The following is a 15,130-nucleotide window of genomic DNA, read 5'->3' as shown; positions in this document are numbered from 1 at the left end:
CCGGAGGGACCGCCAGACGGCCTCACGTCGCCCTCTCGGGCTCCAGCGGTGCAAGCAATTGGTGGATTTGGACGGTCGTCAGCTACTTCGGGAAAAAATTGGAAGCGAGCAATTCCATCTGCCTTTGCCCTTAGACCTCAGCAATGAAGGCATTGTCGCCAGCAGCGGTCCGTTTCATCAGCAATGCTTGCCCCTGCAATGCCCCAAGGGCTCGGTGCCTTCAAACCCCGCGCCGAAGCAATCGGCAAGTAAATCGCTGTTAATTTGACTCAACCGATTGGGGGATCTCAAGACTCGCTGTATTCAGTTCTGGGCTGACGGTGAATTCAACGTGGAAACTCGTCACCAGGGCCAGCGAACTCCCGAACACTATAGTGACAGAAGTGTATGGTTCAGCAACCGAAGCGGAATATGGTACTGACGGTGCTTATCCTGGCAGTCCTGAGCATATTCTGCGCGCTTCCCTTCCTTTCACTCATAGCGTCACAACAAGCCCCTATTGCCTTGATATTGCTCACGATATTTCTATCGCTCGCATTGTTCGTGCAATGGCGTCTCGACCCTGGTTTCACCGTCTGCCTCGTCCCGGACCGCAAGATGCTGGTTTGGATAGGCATAACCGGGATTTGCCTCGTCTATATCGCCGCGAGTTGCTTTTGGTCGAGCAATCCGGCCGACAGTTTGCAACGGTTGAAGCGCCTGGGCCTGCTGCTTGCAATTGGCTTTCTGGCTGTCTTCGCGGCACAGCGGGTACCCCCCGCCTCACACCGTCTAATGTTGTCGGTTGTGTTCGCCGTTACCGGGTTCGCTGCATTATTTGTTTCGGAAAAAGTATTCGGCCTACTTTCAAATACCATCTGGGCCTCCGAAAGCGACGAATTCAAGGCGCAGTTTCTGAATCGACCGTCTACCTACATGGTGATGCTGGCTTGGCCGGCGGCCTACGCCGCGCATAGGGCTGGAAAGAATCTTGTTTCATGGGCGTTGGTTATCTCTCTTCCCTTAGTGCTTTTTTGGTCCAGCAGTACATCGGGAGCGTTGTCGGCAGCGGCCGGTTTCGGTGCATTTCTAGTCACGTCACTGAATAGAAAAGCGGCCACGATACTTTTTGGCGCGGTCGTCTTCGTGTCCGTGCTGGCAATACCTTATGCCATTAAGAATGAAGCCTTTTTGAATGCAGCGGTATCCGCAGTACGGCAAACAGGGGCTTTTTCCGCCGCGCATCGTTTGGGCATTTGGAACTTCGTGGCATCGCGCAGTGATGAAAAGCCTTTATTCGGATGGGGCGTCGATGTGGGCCGCACGCTGCCCGGGGCCGAAATATTACTTGGCGATGTCGAGTCATTTTCCCCCTATTTGGATAAGCTGGATCAAACCTTCCCAACCTTGCGGAGCAGTCCTGCGCTTCCCCTTCACCCACATAACGCCGCCCTGCAACTTCACCTTGAGCTGGGTGTTGTCGGCGCGGTGTCGTTCTGCCTCGTCGTTGTCTATGCGGCATTCTCATTGGCGAAAATCGGATCGCCGAGTGCCGCGCGCTATACTGTTGCATGGGCCACGTCCTGGTTCGTCATCGCGTATTTCAGCATCGGCTTGTGGCAAACTTGGTGGTGGGCTTTGTCGGCAATTTGCCTCATACAGTTCACGTATTTTTGCCGATCCTGCGGCGCCGACCGATATGCCCCAACCGAACAATGCAAACATCGTTAAATGACTGCTGAGCTTGCCCCGATAAAGCACCCGTTTAAGAGATGGGCTAAATTCCTACTGCCCATCGTCATTTCGACGGGCATTTTGGTTTATCTCTTTTACAACTACCGGATTGAAGCGATTTGGGAAAAGGTCGACGAATTGTCGATCTTTACCGTCCTGGTCGCGCTGGGACTGTTGCTGGGCAATCTTGCACTGGGGATCGGCCGGCTGAAGTATCTGTTGTCGTATTTCGGCGCGCGAGATATCAGCACCTTCGCCTGCATTCGCGCCTTTGTTGCCGGCCTACTGTCCAGCATTTTCATTTTGAACCTCGTCGGCAACGTCGTTGGGCGGTTTGCGTTATTGCGGCGGCAGGGTGTGAGCGTTGCGACCGTCACGGCCCTCGTATTCACCGAAAAACTGTTACTCGCCATTTCAGGCCTGGCTTTGCTGGTCTTCGGATGGGTCGAGGTTTTCGGTTCACGGCAACTCTACACGGCGCTGGCCGAAGCCTCTTTGCCGGAAGCTGTTCTGGCCATGTGCCTTGTCACTGCGGCATCGCTGGCCATTTTCCGTTGGACGCGTGAACAGCAACTGCTGCGCCGCATGGTGTCCAGAACGGCTTTGTCGCGAATAGGCGCCATGCTGGCCCTGACGCTTGCCGCCCAGATTCTTATGGCCCTCACCTACGCGATCATCGCTGAGCGTATTATCGGACCAAGCGCGCCATCTCTGACAACGCTCTTCGCAGCCGGGGCGATCGTCAGTTTCGCCGCCGCCATGCCTTTGAGTGTGAATGGCTGGGGAATCCGCGAGCTAACATCGATTTTCGTTCTGGGTAAATTGGGCGTGCCAGCGCCCGAGGCCGTCGGGACTTCCGTTACTCTCGGTGTGCTTGCGACCGTTTCGGTTCTGATTTCATCAGTGTTTCTGGCCAAGCCGCTTGCGACATCAGCTTTGCCTGCAAAATCGGCTGAGGACTCGAAAGATCAAGAATCCGTTCTCACCGTCGCAAAGGTTCAGTCTAGAACGACAAATTCTATCGTCCTGTTGGTCGCGGGGCCCTTGACGGTTTTATTTCTGTTCTTCTCGATGCACATCCCGTTCGAGGGCACAGTCGTTTCCCTGAATCTTGGCGATCCGATGGCGCTCATGGGGTTGGCCCTTTTCCTATTGACCTGGACCACCAGCAAAAAACTGCCCGCCGAGGTCCCTCGTTTCTTCTTGTACTGGATGCTCGCCTTAACCCTGCTCTTGATCGGCGGGTTTCTGAATGGCGCGGCCCGAATCGGTGTCACCGATTGGGCGCTGAACAACCGTCTGATCGGTTGGAGCGTGATTTTAGGGTATGTATCCATCGGCGCCATGTGCGTCTCGACCTTGGGGCTCCATAGTCTCAGGCGCTTGGCGGAGGTCATTATCGTTGGCGGCGCCATGATCACGCTGTTCGACTTAGCCCACCGGCAATTCGAAATCGCATCTGGCAGCTTTGAGTTCATAGCTTCCAACTTCGAGGGCTTCGTCAAAAACCGGAACGCCTTTGCATTGCAATTGTTAACCGGGCTTGTCGCGCTTCTGGCCTATTCCGTCCCGTTTAAGAAGAAACTTCCGCCGATATTACTTTCCTTCCTGCTTGGCTCGATCATGCTTGGTATATGGCGATCCTATTCCCTGAGCGGTCTGGCTTGCATGGTAATCTTGCTGGCCATCGCCTTGCTGTTGCGGCTTCTGCCCTGGAAAATGTTCGGCTTGGCGGTTTTTTGGGCTGGCACGGTCATCGGTCTCGTCAGTATTTTCTCGTATATCTCCAATGTTTCCGGGGTGGATAGGCTTCCTTTCAACCACACTCCGGACGCCGATCTCATCGTGGGCGGCAGCACGTCCGAGCGCCTTCTCACCATACGCGTGGGATTGGAAATGTGGATGGCCAATCCCATTTTTGGCGAAGGGCTTGGAAGCTTTGCCAACAGACACTTTGGCGAAAACGGCAAGCAACTCGTCATCCATTCAGTTCCCATTTGGCTTCTGGCCGAGTTCGGGTTGGTTGGGCTGGCCATCGCGTTAAGCCTTCCCCTTGCTGTCGCGTTCAAATACATCCGGTCCTACACCCCGAATAGAGCGCCTGCTTTCATGCTGACACTAGGACTGCTGCTGCTTTTTGCCATGTTCGGACTTGTGCACGATATCGCCTATCAGCGGTTATTCTGGCTTTTGGCGGGTGCTTGTGCGGCAGCCTCGGTCAAAGTCGGGTACAGCGACAAGCAAAGGTGACGGCCAAGGCGCTCTCACCAAAGTGACGCGTGTTGCCATTCCCGACAATTCCGTCAAACCATCGCCTACACAGTGAAGCCGATCCCATCTTTCCAGGCCCTTTACCTGTCCGTTCCTGCGTCCGCCCGACCGACCGCGATCGGGTCAATTCGGCGGTAGGACGGATGGAGAAATTGGAAAGTGTCGCCTATTTGGCTTCTTCGGTCAGATATCGACGCTGAGACGGCAGCTCTCCATTTTCAAGATCGGATCGAATTGAGGCAAATCGCCCAAAACGCCGTGCCTGATCACGGATCTCACCTGGTGTTTTCCGCCTTATCTTGCCGCCGATCACGTCCCATTGCTTGATTTCAATCTTTTCCGGCCAGCCAATGCCATTACTGCTCTGGAACATAAAGTGCTCCATCGTATCGCATTTTATTTATCTGCATACGACTGCATGCAGTTGACCATATCCGCCCGAGCTGTGCATGATCGGTACGAAACAAGAAGAACAACATAATTTGTTAAATCTGATCGATCGTTCAGGGAGGAAATCTATGAGCATCAAGAATCTGCTGCGCGGCACAAGCGTGGCAGCCTGCCTTGTCGCAGGCGCTATGACTGCAATTTCCGGTGCCGCCCAGGCACAGGAAAAACTAAAAGTCGGCGTCGTCGGCTTCTATACCGGTGCCGCGGCCGGTCCATTCGGTATTCCGGCGCGCAACGCCGCCGAACTGATGGTCGAAGCGATCAACGCCGGCAACGTTCCAGCCCCTTACAACACCAAAGGTGCCGGCGGGATGGAAATTGAAGCCGTCTATATCGACGAATCCGGGGGTACGACCAAGCAGGTCACCGAATACCGCAACATGGTTCAGCGCCAGGGCGTGGACGCGGTGATCGGCTACATCTCCTCAGGCAGTTGCCTAGCGGTTGCGCCGGTTGCGGAGGAGTTGAAGACCTTCACGATCCTATTCGACTGCGGCACGCCGCGCATTTTCGAAGACGCGGACTATCAATACGTCTTCCGGACAAGCGCCCATGCCACAATGGACAGTGTCGGGGCTGCCCGCTACATAGCGACCAAGTTCGGCGACACGAAAACCTATCAGGGCATCAATCAGAACTACGCATGGGGTCAGGACAGCTGGCGCGACTTCGACTTGGCAATGCAAAGTGTCCTGCCGGGTTCGGAAGCCGCGGAACCGCTATGGCCGAAGATCTTCCAGGGCCAGTACGGCGCAGAAATCTCGCGCCTGTCTGTGTCCCCGCCGGAAGTGCTGCATACCTCATTCTGGGGTGGCGATCTGGAAAGCTTCATCCTGCAGTCCAGTGCGCGTAGCCTGCACAAACGCACCAAGATGCTGCTGACCACAGGCGAAAGCGTTACGCAACGCCTGGGACGCAAGCTGCCCGACGGTGTGATCATCGGCGCACGAGGCCCATATGGTATCCTTGCGAAGGAAACGGAACTGAGCAAATGGCTCAGCCAGACTTTTGCGGACCGCTTCGGCACGAAGCCGACCTTCCCGTCCTATCACATGGCCCAAGCTTTCATCGCCATGAAGATCGCCTATGACAATGCAGCGGCGGCAAGCGGCGGATCAAAGCCTTCGGTCGACGATGTCGCCGCCGGGTTGCGTCACAAGACCTTCGAAGCCTTCGGCACGACAATCGACATGAAGCTCGGCAAAGGCCAGCAGGCCATTACACCGACGGCCTACGGCATCGCCAAATGGGACAGCGACACGGGTGAGCAGACGATTACCGATGTCGTCACATATCCCGCCGAATGCGTTAACCCGCCGGCCGGCGTGAACAGCGTCGACTGGATCAAAGGGGGAATGCAGGGCGCCAAATGCTAGCCTGCGACTGATGAGAAACGTGCCGTGACAGTTTTCTGTGGCGGCACGTTTTCACTCTTTTCGCAATTCGTCCCTGGTCGCCCCCGCGATCATCGCCGCCACGCTGGCAATCTTGCGCTAGGCGATGAAACGGGTTCGAACGGGACGAACTGTCGGGATACTCTGGAAACAAACGGCTCAACCCGAAGACAGGCCTTTTAGGGAACCGTCCATGCTTACCGCAACTGCAATCCTGATCGACGGGCTGATCGAGGCCTCCTATCTCTTCCTCGTCGCTCTCGGTCTGACGCTGATCTTCGGCGTCATGAAAATTCTCAATGTCGCGCATGGCTCTTTCTATGCCTTCGGCGCCTATGCTTCCGCGACCGCGATCGGTTGGTGGTTTGCCAGCGGCTTCCCCGACTACGGCAGCTTCGCCTTGATGTTCGCAATAGCCATAGGGCTCGGCATCATTTTCGGGCTATTGCTGGAAGTCGGCCTGCTTAAACGGATGTACGGCAAGGACGAAGTGATCATCGTGCTTGTGACCTTTGCCAGCTTCCTGATGCTTGAAGACGTGATCATCTGGATCTGGGGCGGGAACGCCTATTTCGCCTTTGAGCCCTATTCACTGCTCGGCGACATCCAATTCGGCACGCTTTTCTATTCAAACTACGATCTGGCGCTGATCGGCTTGGCTGTCGCGCTGGCGGCGGGAACCTGGCTGCTGCTCAACCGTACGGCAAAAGGCCGCCTTCTGCTGGCGGTCATCCATGACACCGAAATGGCCGCGGCCTTCGGTATCAACGTAAAGCGCTACTTCACCGTGACGTTCATTATCGGCGCTACGCTTGGATGTCTTGGTGGCGCGGTCATGGCGCCAAAAATCTCCGTGGCGCCGGGCATCGGCGTTGAAGTCATTGTCCTGGCCTTCGCCATCGTCGTCATCGGCGGCATGGGGAGCATTTGGGGCGCGATTATCGGCGCGCTAGTCGTCGGACTGGCCCGAGCGGCGGCGGTTCACCTTTTGCCCGAAGTCGAGTTATTCGTCATTTATGCGGTGATGACCCTGGTGCTGATCTTCAGGCCTGAAGGCCTGTTCATGCGCCAGAAGGCCCGCAAGATATAGGAGGCCGCATGTCACCCGCTTTCCGAAGCAATCTACTGCAGATAGGCTTGCCGGTCATCCTGGCACTTGGCCTGTTCATGCCGGATTGGGCTATCTTCCTCGGCATTATCAGCTTGGCGAAGGGACTTGTCGTCCTTGGCCTCATGCTGCTGTGGCGTACGGGCCTGGTCTCGTTCGGGCAAGGACTGTTCTACGGCGCCGGCGCCTATATGGTCGGTATCCTGCCGCAATATCTGCCGATAACGGATGCCTTGCTCTTGGTGTTGATCAGCGCCGTGGCGGCCGGTTTCCTGGCTTTCGCGCTTGGCTTCCTGCTGCGCCGCTACCGGGAAATCTTCTTTGCCATGCTGTGCCTCGCCTTTTCGATGATCTTCTTCGGTATCCTGGTGAAGAGCGAGAGCTTGGGCTCGACGGACGGTTTCAATGTCGTGGAAACCAGCTATCTCGGCTTCGTCCCGGAAGAGCCGATTGTCATGCAGCGTATGCTGTACATCACCGCTGCCGTGGTCGCCTGGTTTGCGTGCCTGTTCGTCAATCGTTACCTGGGCAGCACGATGGGTCGGTTGAGCCGTGCCATCAAGGACAACGAATTGCGGGTCGAATACCTCGGCTTTTCCGCGAAGCGCGCGGTGCATTTCAAGATCGTTATTGCTGGAACCATGGCAGGGGCCGGCGGTGCATTGGCCGCGATCGCCATAGGCCATGTGGATCCTGAAATGGTTTGGTGGATCCAGTCGGGCGAGTTCGTCTTCGTGACCATCCTGTCGGGCGTGGGCAATGTCATCGCCCCGCTGCTCGGTTCCGTCGTTTTTGAAATTCTCCGGACATTCGCCATCGAATATGCGCCGCAAGCGTGGCAGTTCGTTGTCGGTGGTTGTTTGCTGGCGGTGATCATGTTCCTGCCGGGCGGTCTATGGAGCCTTATCGAACGCTCAAAGGAGGGCAAAGATGACGGCAATTCTTCGCGCTGAAAGCCTGTACAAGTCCTTCGGCGCGGTTAACGCGGCCGATAATATCAACATAACCATCGACGAAGGTGAAGTGATCGGCGTGATCGGGGCCAATGGCGCCGGAAAGACCACCTTTGTAAATATGGTCACCGGATATCTGGCCCCGACGAGCGGTAAGCTGTTCTTCTACGACCGCGACATCACCGGTTTCAATCCCAAGGACGCCACCGAAATCGGCATCTGCCGGTCATTCCAAATCCCGCAGCTGTTCTCATCCGGCACCACCTTCGACAACCTGATGATCGCGATGGGTATCGCCGAGGAAGGCACGATGCCTTTCTGGAAGCCGCTTGCCACGGACGAACGCGCGAAGCGGTGTGAGGAGATCCTGGCCCGTTACGAAATCCTCGAATACCGGGACCAAATTGCGCAGACCTTATCGCAAGGCGTTCGCAAGCTTCTCGATATCGCGATGGCCAGCGTTCACAATCCAAAAATGTTGATGTTGGACGAACCGACCAGTGGGGTCACCGCGGCCGAAAAATTCAGTATCATGGACATCGTCGTCACGGCGCTGAAGCAACAGGACGTAACAATCCTGTTCGTCGAACACGATATGGAAATCATCAGCCGCTATGCCACGCGCGTCTTGGCCTTCTATGACGGACGCATCATCGCCGACGCCAAGCCCGAAGACGCGCTTGCCGACGAACAGGTTCGCCAGTTCGTCATCGGCGAGACGGTTCACGCCCCAGTGGCTGGCTGAGAGGACAACGCGATATGCTTACGGTAAAAAATTTGAATGTCTATTTCGGGTCGCAGCAGGTTCTGGACAACGTTTCGCTCGACCTTCCCGCCCAGATGATGGCGGGGTTGATCGGCCGCAACGGCGCCGGCAAGACCACCTTCATGCGCGCGGTAATGGGGCTTATCGACGGTATGCAAGGCGACGTCGAATTCGATGCTGTGAACCTTTCCAAATCCCCGACCCATGAACGGGCCGGGATGGGCTTCGGTTACATGCCTGAAGACCGCAAACTGGTGCCGGAATTCACAGTTCAGGACAACGTCATGCTGCCGGCCTGGTCGACGAAGATGGCGGATGCGGACAAGCGCCTGGAATGGGTCTATTCCCTGATCCCGGAGGTTGCGAATTTCCGCGACCGGCGCGCCAACCAATTGTCCGGTGGTCAGCAGAAACTTGTCGCCCTGGCCCGGGCGCTGCTGTGCGGCAACAAGCTGCTTCTGCTGGACGAGCCGTTCGAAGGGGTTGCGCCGGCACTGGCACAACGCCTGGCGCAGATCATCTTCGAACTGAAAAAAGAGGGCATGTCCGTGTTGATTGCGGACTCGAACGAGCAGCATGTCCGCGAATTAATCGAACGATCCTTCACGATCGAGCGCGGGACTGTAACGGTGCAGTAACCGCACCGATTAAGCCTATCCTCCTCTACCCGCGAACAGGGAGATGCGTATCAATGGAACATGTCGATATCGGATCCATAGCCGTCCATTGCGTGCATGAGACCGCCGGGCCCTTGCTGCATGCGCAGAAGTTCTTTCCCGCCATGACCGACGAAATGTTCGCGGCCGCCCAACGGGACCTGCCGCTGGGAAACCTGACGGCTGACGGCGAAATCATCCTCAGCTTTCACAGCTATCTGGTTCGCACGGAACGTTACAATATCCTGGTCGATGCCTGTTGCGGGAACGACAAGGTCAGGCCTCACCGACCCGCCTTCTCGAACCTCAATACGAACTATATGGAGACCCTTGCCGCGGCGGGTTGCGGGCCCGAGGATATCGACTTCGTGATGTGCACCCACCTGCATTGGGACCATGTCGGCTGGAATACCAAACTGCTGAACGGCGAATGGGTCCCCACCTTCCCGAACGCGAAATACGTGATGTCGCGGAAGGAGTACGAATACTGGGACAAGCTCTATGCCAGCAATCCTGAGAATGTTCACCGCGTCGCCTTCGAGGATAGCGTCCAACCGCTGATGCGGGCCGAACGGGCCGTCCTGGTTGAAGACGACTTCGATTTCGACACCGGCATCTGGCTTGAACCCTGCATCGGCCACACGCCGGGACAGATGGTTATGAATATCGCGTCCGGCGACAAAGCCGGCGTGATGACCGGCGATGTGATCCATCACCGGATTCAACTGGCCGAACCGCAATTGAGCTGCGTCGCCGACACGGATCAGGACATGTCGCGGCAGTCGCGCATGGCCTTGCTGGAAAAACATGCGGATACCGGAAACCTTATTTTTCCGGCACATTTCCCGGCCCCGACCTTCGGTTCAATTACCAGCAATGCCAATGGGAAAGGCTTCGTGTTCAGCGCCGATTGATTGAAGTCACGCGCCCAGAATAAGGTCCACTGCGCGCTCCCCGATCATCACACAGGGCGCCATAGTATTGCCCGTGGTGATCGTCGGCATGATTGAGCCATCCGCAATGCGCAAGCCGTCCACGCCGTAGACCCGCAACGCGCCATCGACAACGGACATCGCATCGCGGCCCATCTTGGCCGTGCAGGTCTGATGGAAATAGGTGCCGGCCGCGTCCCGAACGAACTCTTCCAGCGCAGCCCCCTTTAACGGACCGGGCATCAATTCCTGTTTCACGAAGGGGCGGAGGTCCTCGGCATTCCCGATTTCCCGGCAGATCTCGAGGCAGCGTGTCAGCGCCTTCATATCGGCCGGCTCGCTCAAGAAATTCGTATGAACCTTTATCGGATCCTGACGTCGTTTTCCCGTCAATTCCAGATATCCCCTGCTTTTCGGCGCGACTAGGCCCGGCGCCAGGGTCCAGGCGGTTGCGGGGTCATCGGGCAAGTCGAATTGGGGCCGCGTCACTTCACTGCCAAAGGCGCATTCTTCCAGCATCGGCTGGATGTCCGGCGACGGCAGGCTGGACTCGCTTTTCCAGAAGAAGGTGAATTCAGCGGAATTGTTACGCGGCGGTTCCGGCGTTACATATTCCCAAACGCATCCCGCAAGCAGAATATGATCCTGGAAATTCCGACCGACCCCCGGCAAGTGCTGGTGCAGGTCGATGGCGTGTTTCTTCAGGTGATCTTCATCGCCGATCCCGGACTGCATCAATACCCGCGGCGTATTGATCGCGCCCATCGACAGAACGATTTCTCGGGACGCTTCGACCGTATGCTCCTGACCGTCCAAAACAAAACTTACCGCCGATGCTCGAGTACCCTCGAACCGGATATGGTCGACCTCCGCCCCCAGGATGACTTTCAGGTTCTCCCGTTCCATGGCTGGGCGAATATAGGCGCTGGCCATCGACACCCGACGGTCGCCGTCTTCCACGGTGACGTTGGGAATGCCGCATCCACCAGGCCCTTCCATCGCCTCCGCATTCAAATCCTCATAGGCGGGGATTCCAACCTTCCCGGCGGCGTCCATCAAGGTCGACGCCACGGGAACCGGATTATCAGGTAGGGTGATGGAAACCGGCCCACCCGTCCCGCGCAGCCTTGGATGGGATGGGCCCAGCCAATTCTCGATCCGCTTGTAGACCTCGACAACGCTGTCATAGGACCAGCCCGGATCGCCGGCCTCCTCGGCCCATGAGTCGAAGTCGGCCTTGTGCCCCCGGGCCCAAACGAGGCCGTTGATACTGGACCCGCCGCCCAGGACCCGTCCCATGGGAAGCGGTGCGCGCCGGTTGTTCAGGGATGGCTGCGGTTCGGTCGTGAAACACCAGTCCCGTTCCGACCCGATATTCTTCATCCAGACACGTGAGTCTTCCACGTCCGGAACGCGTTCGTCTCCGCCGGCCTCAAGCAGCAGGACGGTCGCATCGGACCGCTCAGCCAGTCGCGCCGCCACGACACAACCGCTCGCGCCCCCACCACAGACGATATAATCGACTTGCTTCGGTACCGTACTCATACTTCACCCATGATTTGCAAAACCGCCTAACCCTTCACCGCGCCCATCGTCAGGCCGCGCACGATATGACGTTGCAGGAAGAAGACGGCGATCAGGACCGGCGCCAGCGCCACCATCCCGACAACCGCCATTTCCCCCCAGCGAACGCCCTGCGTCGTAATCAAAGTCGGTATCGCGACCGGCAACGTCTTCACCGCTTTTCCACCGAGCATGAAGGCGAACAGAAATTCGTTCCAAGCGAAAATGAAACACAGGACGGATGTCGCCACGATACCATTCCGTAGAAGGGGCAGGACGATACGGCGGAAAATTTGGACACGTGACCATCCTTCAAGACGCGCGGCGTCCTCAAGCTCCGCCGGAAGGTCCCGACAGAAACTGCGCAACACCCAAATATAGAAGGAAAGATTGAAGGTCATATAGGCCAGCGTCAGGCCGATGAAGGTATCCAACAAATCGATCCGCGCGAAGATCAGGTAATAGGGAATAACCAGGCAGACCGGCGGCGCCATGCGGGATGCCAGAACGAACAGAAACAGATCGTCCTTGCCCCGCATTTCGAACCGGGCAAAGGAATAAGCCGCCGGTGTTCCAATAATCACGACCAAAAGGGTTGAGATCAGCCCCAGCAGCACCGAGGTCAGCAGATAATGATGGAACTTCTGCTCAAACACATAGTTGAAATGTTCCAGCGTCGGCACGAAGAGCCATTCCGTCGGCCGGGCGAACATGATGTCGGTCGGTTTCACCATCATGCCGATCATCCAGATCACCGGGAACAGGATGAAAGCCGCCGCCGCCACGACCAGCGCGGTCCATAACGTCTTTCGTCTGAAGGCGTCGCGCGCCGTCAATGTTCTTTGCATCAATCCAATTCCTTGGTCAGAACGCGTTCAGCTTCTTCTTAGCAACTTGGTAGAAGACATTGCAGAAGACAAAAAACAGGACCCAAACCACGACCGCCAATGCCGAAGCTTCCCCTATATTCCAGAACTCGAATGTCATCTTATAGGCAAGAACACTGGGCATTTCGGTTTGCGTACCAGGCCCGCCGCCTGTCAGGATGAAGATGCTGTCGAAGACTTTGAAAGCGTCGATCAGGCGGAGCAGTCCGATCACCACGAGCAAGGGTGTCATCATCGGCAAGGTCAGCCAAAAGAAGCGTTGTATCGGGTTGGCGCCATCGACCGCCGCAGCGCGAAACGGATTGATAGGAAGCGCCTGAAGACCTGCGAAGAAGGCCAGCATCATGAACGGCGTCCATTGCCAGATATCGACGAAGATAAGAGCGAACAGCGCATAATCGGGCGAAGCGAAGATCGACGTCTCCCCCGCCAGGCCGAGGGGCTCGATTACATTGTAGGACAACAGCCCCCAGGAACCCGCCAGCATAATTTTCCAAAGCAGCCCGACAACAATCGGGGCCATCATGGTCGGGATAAAGAGAAACGGGATAAGAACCGAGCGTCCCCAAATCGGCCGGCTGAGGACCAGAGCACCCGTGAGTCCCAGCATGAACTCCAATGGAACCGCGATGGCCACGAACAGCACGGCCACGCCCAAGGCATTCCAGAACCGACCGTCCGACAACAGTTCCACATAATTGCCAAAACCCGCGAAGTCCCCAAACTTTCCGAACTTCATTTCATGGAAGCTGATAAAGACCGCGAACAGAAAAGGAAGCAGGGCAACGATGGTCAATGTGATCATCGCCGGGGCCATTAAAAGGTAGGGATACCAAACCGGCTCCCCATGACTGGGTTGGCGCTTCACGACGGCTTTGCTTGGTCCGCCTTGATTTGGCATGTCTTCAATCGGCACGTCGGTCATGTCATCCCCGGGGTATTGGCGCGGTAGTAGGACGTGGGGAAAGCACGCCTTGGCAAACCTTCCCCACGCATAGGGTCCTATCTGCTAGTTCAGCAGGCAGGGATCACAGATATCCAGCATCGCAGCTTGGGCCTTCTTTGCCCCTTCTTCCGGGGAAAGACGGCCGAGACCGATTTCCTGCGAGATACCGGTCAGGACGTCATAGAGTTCATAGAAATCCGGCATCTTCGGCTTGCCTGTCGCGACTTCAAGTGAGCTTTCCATCGCCTTGAACAAACCGGCCAGCTTGCCGTTCTGCATGACCGGAAGGGCCCAGCTGCTTTCCCGAATGGGAACTCCACCCTGGCCGGCTTTCAGCAACGCTTCCTGCTGACGTCGCTCGGCCAGCCATTGCAGGAACAGGAAGGTCGCTTCGGGGTTTTCCGTATGAGTGCTGATGACAGTCACCGACGGCTCGGCTTCCACGCTGCGCGCTTCGACCATACCCTCTTTGTGAGGAATGGGGCCATATACGAATTTTCCCGAATAGGGCGACACGCCATCCTTGTCGATGCCAAGCACGAAGTCGGACCAGGCGATGGCCTGTGCCGCAATCCCGTTACCCATGACCGTCGGTACATCGATCAAGGAGTATTCAGCCATACCCGGGGGTGCGAATTTCCAAAGTTCCGCCCAGGTTTTGATCGCAGCGATGTTTTCCGGCGTATCGAAGGCCGGCTTGCCCGACGCATCGACGATATCGCCGCCATAGGACTTCATGAAATTGCCCCAAAGCGACAGGAAGGTTGAACCGCCCTTGATCCCTTCCATGACGATTCCATAGAAGTCGCTTTCAAGCGTCTCGCCCGCCAAGGTCGCGCCCGCGGGACGCGTAAAGAATTCGGCGACATCGCGCAATTCCTTGAAGGTCGATGCCGGTTTAAGCTCGTATCCGTATTTCGCCTTGAACGCGGCCATTTCGTCGGGATGGGACAGAAGGTCCCCGCGCGCCCAATAGATCTGATTGTAGTTCCAGTTGATGAAACCGTAGCGTTTGCCGCCGCTGACCGCCGTGGTGGCGTAAGCCGGGTTGATCATGTCCGCTTCGTCGAAGTCCGGATTCATCAAGGCTTTATCGGCGACCATTTCATCGATCGCCATCAACGCGCCGGCGGACAGCATAGGACCAACTTGGAAACCGTGCAGCATGATCGCATCGTAGTAGCCCCGGCCGGACAACATATCGGCCTGGCCCTTGTTGATGACCTCGAAATGGTTGAGCAGCTCATACTCGACGTTGATGCCCGTCTCCGCGGTGAATTCCGGAACGATCGTCTTCAGGATTTCCTGAAGCGGCGTAATTTCGTCGAGAACTCTAATCGTTGCGCCCTTATACGGCTCAGCTGCTTCCTTGTAGGTCCATGCCGCTGCCGGTGTGACATTTACGGCCAATGACACGGCCATAGCCAGTCCGGCTATCCGCATCGCAGTCGATGCGCCCCTTAACTGTTCGATACCCATACTCCACTCCCG

Annotated in this window: 13 protein-coding genes; 8 read left to right on the top strand and 5 right to left on the bottom strand. The window is 56.8% G+C overall.

The annotated features are described in order from the left end of the window. Positions 1 to 411 precede the first annotated feature (411 nt). Complete coding sequence (locus tag EOI86_RS23075; protein WP_161973974.1) at positions 412 to 1,710, top strand: O-antigen ligase family protein; 1,299 nt, start codon at positions 412 to 414, stop codon at positions 1,708 to 1,710. Then, entirely contained in the window at positions 1,711 to 3,963 is a 2,253-nt protein-coding gene (locus EOI86_RS23070; protein ID WP_127768037.1) for a lysylphosphatidylglycerol synthase transmembrane domain-containing protein, read from the top strand. It begins immediately after the preceding gene. A 187-nt stretch (positions 3,964 to 4,150) separates the two neighbouring features. Here EOI86_RS23070 and EOI86_RS23065 read toward each other — a convergent pair whose 3' ends face one another. Next, positions 4,151 to 4,357, bottom strand: coding sequence for a hypothetical protein (locus tag EOI86_RS23065; RefSeq protein ID WP_127768036.1), 207 nt, complete (start codon positions 4,355 to 4,357; stop codon positions 4,151 to 4,153). A gap of 145 nt (positions 4,358 to 4,502) precedes the next feature. Here EOI86_RS23065 and EOI86_RS23060 point away from each other — a divergent pair, with 145 nt between their 5' ends. The 6 genes from EOI86_RS23060 (at position 4,503) to EOI86_RS23035 (ending at position 10,225) form a co-directional block, all read left to right on the top strand. Beyond that, complete coding sequence (locus EOI86_RS23060) at positions 4,503 to 5,810, top strand: ABC transporter substrate-binding protein (protein WP_193555808.1); 1,308 nt, start codon at positions 4,503 to 4,505, stop codon at positions 5,808 to 5,810. Between the two features lie 211 nt (positions 5,811 to 6,021). Continuing rightward, on the top strand, positions 6,022 to 6,918 hold the full coding sequence (locus EOI86_RS23055) for a branched-chain amino acid ABC transporter permease (protein ID WP_127768035.1): 897 nt from the start codon (positions 6,022 to 6,024) through the stop codon (positions 6,916 to 6,918). Positions 6,919 to 6,926: 8 nt separating this feature from the next. Next, positions 6,927 to 7,889 (top strand): branched-chain amino acid ABC transporter permease, encoded by a 963-nt coding sequence (locus EOI86_RS23050; protein ID WP_127768034.1) that lies wholly within the window; start codon positions 6,927 to 6,929, stop codon positions 7,887 to 7,889. Continuing rightward, positions 7,867 to 8,634: an ABC transporter ATP-binding protein gene (locus EOI86_RS23045; RefSeq protein ID WP_127768033.1), complete on the top strand. Its 768-nt coding sequence runs from the start codon at positions 7,867 to 7,869 to the stop codon at positions 8,632 to 8,634. Before EOI86_RS23050 ends, EOI86_RS23045 begins: the two co-directional genes overlap by 23 nt. 14 nt (positions 8,635 to 8,648) lie before the next feature. Beyond that, a complete protein-coding gene (locus EOI86_RS23040) occupies positions 8,649 to 9,293 on the top strand; it encodes an ATP-binding cassette domain-containing protein (protein WP_127768032.1) in 645 nt (214 codons plus the stop codon). A gap of 53 nt (positions 9,294 to 9,346) precedes the next feature. Further along, complete coding sequence (locus tag EOI86_RS23035; RefSeq protein WP_127768031.1) at positions 9,347 to 10,225, top strand: MBL fold metallo-hydrolase; 879 nt, start codon at positions 9,347 to 9,349, stop codon at positions 10,223 to 10,225. Positions 10,226 to 10,231: 6 nt separating this feature from the next. Here EOI86_RS23035 and EOI86_RS23030 read toward each other — a convergent pair whose 3' ends face one another. The 4 genes from EOI86_RS23030 to EOI86_RS23015 all read right to left on the bottom strand — a co-directional run bounded on the left by EOI86_RS23030 (position 10,232) and on the right by EOI86_RS23015 (position 15,118). Further along, positions 10,232 to 11,788: a GMC family oxidoreductase gene (locus tag EOI86_RS23030; protein ID WP_127768030.1), complete on the bottom strand. Its 1,557-nt coding sequence runs from the start codon at positions 11,786 to 11,788 to the stop codon at positions 10,232 to 10,234. Positions 11,789 to 11,814: 26 nt separating this feature from the next. After that, on the bottom strand, positions 11,815 to 12,654 hold the full coding sequence (locus EOI86_RS23025; protein WP_127768029.1) for a carbohydrate ABC transporter permease: 840 nt from the start codon (positions 12,652 to 12,654) through the stop codon (positions 11,815 to 11,817). Between the two features lie 16 nt (positions 12,655 to 12,670). Further along, positions 12,671 to 13,618 carry a carbohydrate ABC transporter permease gene (locus EOI86_RS23020; protein WP_205032300.1) on the bottom strand — a complete coding sequence of 316 codons (948 nt, stop codon included), beginning with the start codon at positions 13,616 to 13,618 and terminating at the stop codon, positions 12,671 to 12,673. Positions 13,619 to 13,702: 84 nt separating this feature from the next. Next, positions 13,703 to 15,118, bottom strand: coding sequence for an extracellular solute-binding protein (locus EOI86_RS23015; protein WP_205032299.1), 1,416 nt, complete (start codon positions 15,116 to 15,118; stop codon positions 13,703 to 13,705). Between the last annotated feature and the right edge of the window lie 12 nt (positions 15,119 to 15,130).

Source organism: Hwanghaeella grinnelliae (genome assembly GCF_004005845.1).
GTDB classification, from domain to species: domain Bacteria; phylum Pseudomonadota; class Alphaproteobacteria; order UBA8366; family Aestuariispiraceae; genus Hwanghaeella; species Hwanghaeella grinnelliae.
The sequence above is the reverse complement of the archived record's forward strand: the minus strand, read 5'-3'. Positions and strand labels throughout refer to the sequence as shown.

Excerpts from the sequence above, each read along its gene's own strand:
- EOI86_RS23075 (WP_161973974.1), top strand. The coding sequence starts at position 412 with ATGGTACTGACGGTGCTTATCCTGGCAGTCCTGAGCATATTCTGCGCG.
- EOI86_RS23070 (WP_127768037.1), top strand. The coding sequence starts at position 1,711 with ATGACTGCTGAGCTTGCCCCGATAAAGCACCCGTTTAAGAGATGGGCT.
- EOI86_RS23065 (WP_127768036.1), bottom strand. The coding sequence starts at position 4,357 with ATGTTCCAGAGCAGTAATGGCATTGGCTGGCCGGAAAAGATTGAAATC.
- EOI86_RS23060 (WP_193555808.1), top strand. The coding sequence starts at position 4,503 with ATGAGCATCAAGAATCTGCTGCGCGGCACAAGCGTGGCAGCCTGCCTT.
- EOI86_RS23055 (WP_127768035.1), top strand. The coding sequence starts at position 6,022 with ATGCTTACCGCAACTGCAATCCTGATCGACGGGCTGATCGAGGCCTCC.
- EOI86_RS23050 (WP_127768034.1), top strand. The coding sequence starts at position 6,927 with ATGTCACCCGCTTTCCGAAGCAATCTACTGCAGATAGGCTTGCCGGTC.
- EOI86_RS23045 (WP_127768033.1), top strand. The coding sequence starts at position 7,867 with ATGACGGCAATTCTTCGCGCTGAAAGCCTGTACAAGTCCTTCGGCGCG.
- EOI86_RS23040 (WP_127768032.1), top strand. The coding sequence starts at position 8,649 with ATGCTTACGGTAAAAAATTTGAATGTCTATTTCGGGTCGCAGCAGGTT.
- EOI86_RS23035 (WP_127768031.1), top strand. The coding sequence starts at position 9,347 with ATGGAACATGTCGATATCGGATCCATAGCCGTCCATTGCGTGCATGAG.
- EOI86_RS23030 (WP_127768030.1), bottom strand. The coding sequence starts at position 11,788 with ATGAGTACGGTACCGAAGCAAGTCGATTATATCGTCTGTGGTGGGGGC.
- EOI86_RS23025 (WP_127768029.1), bottom strand. The coding sequence starts at position 12,654 with ATGCAAAGAACATTGACGGCGCGCGACGCCTTCAGACGAAAGACGTTA.
- EOI86_RS23020 (WP_205032300.1), bottom strand. The coding sequence starts at position 13,618 with ATGACCGACGTGCCGATTGAAGACATGCCAAATCAAGGCGGACCAAGC.
- EOI86_RS23015 (WP_205032299.1), bottom strand. The coding sequence starts at position 15,118 with ATGGGTATCGAACAGTTAAGGGGCGCATCGACTGCGATGCGGATAGCC.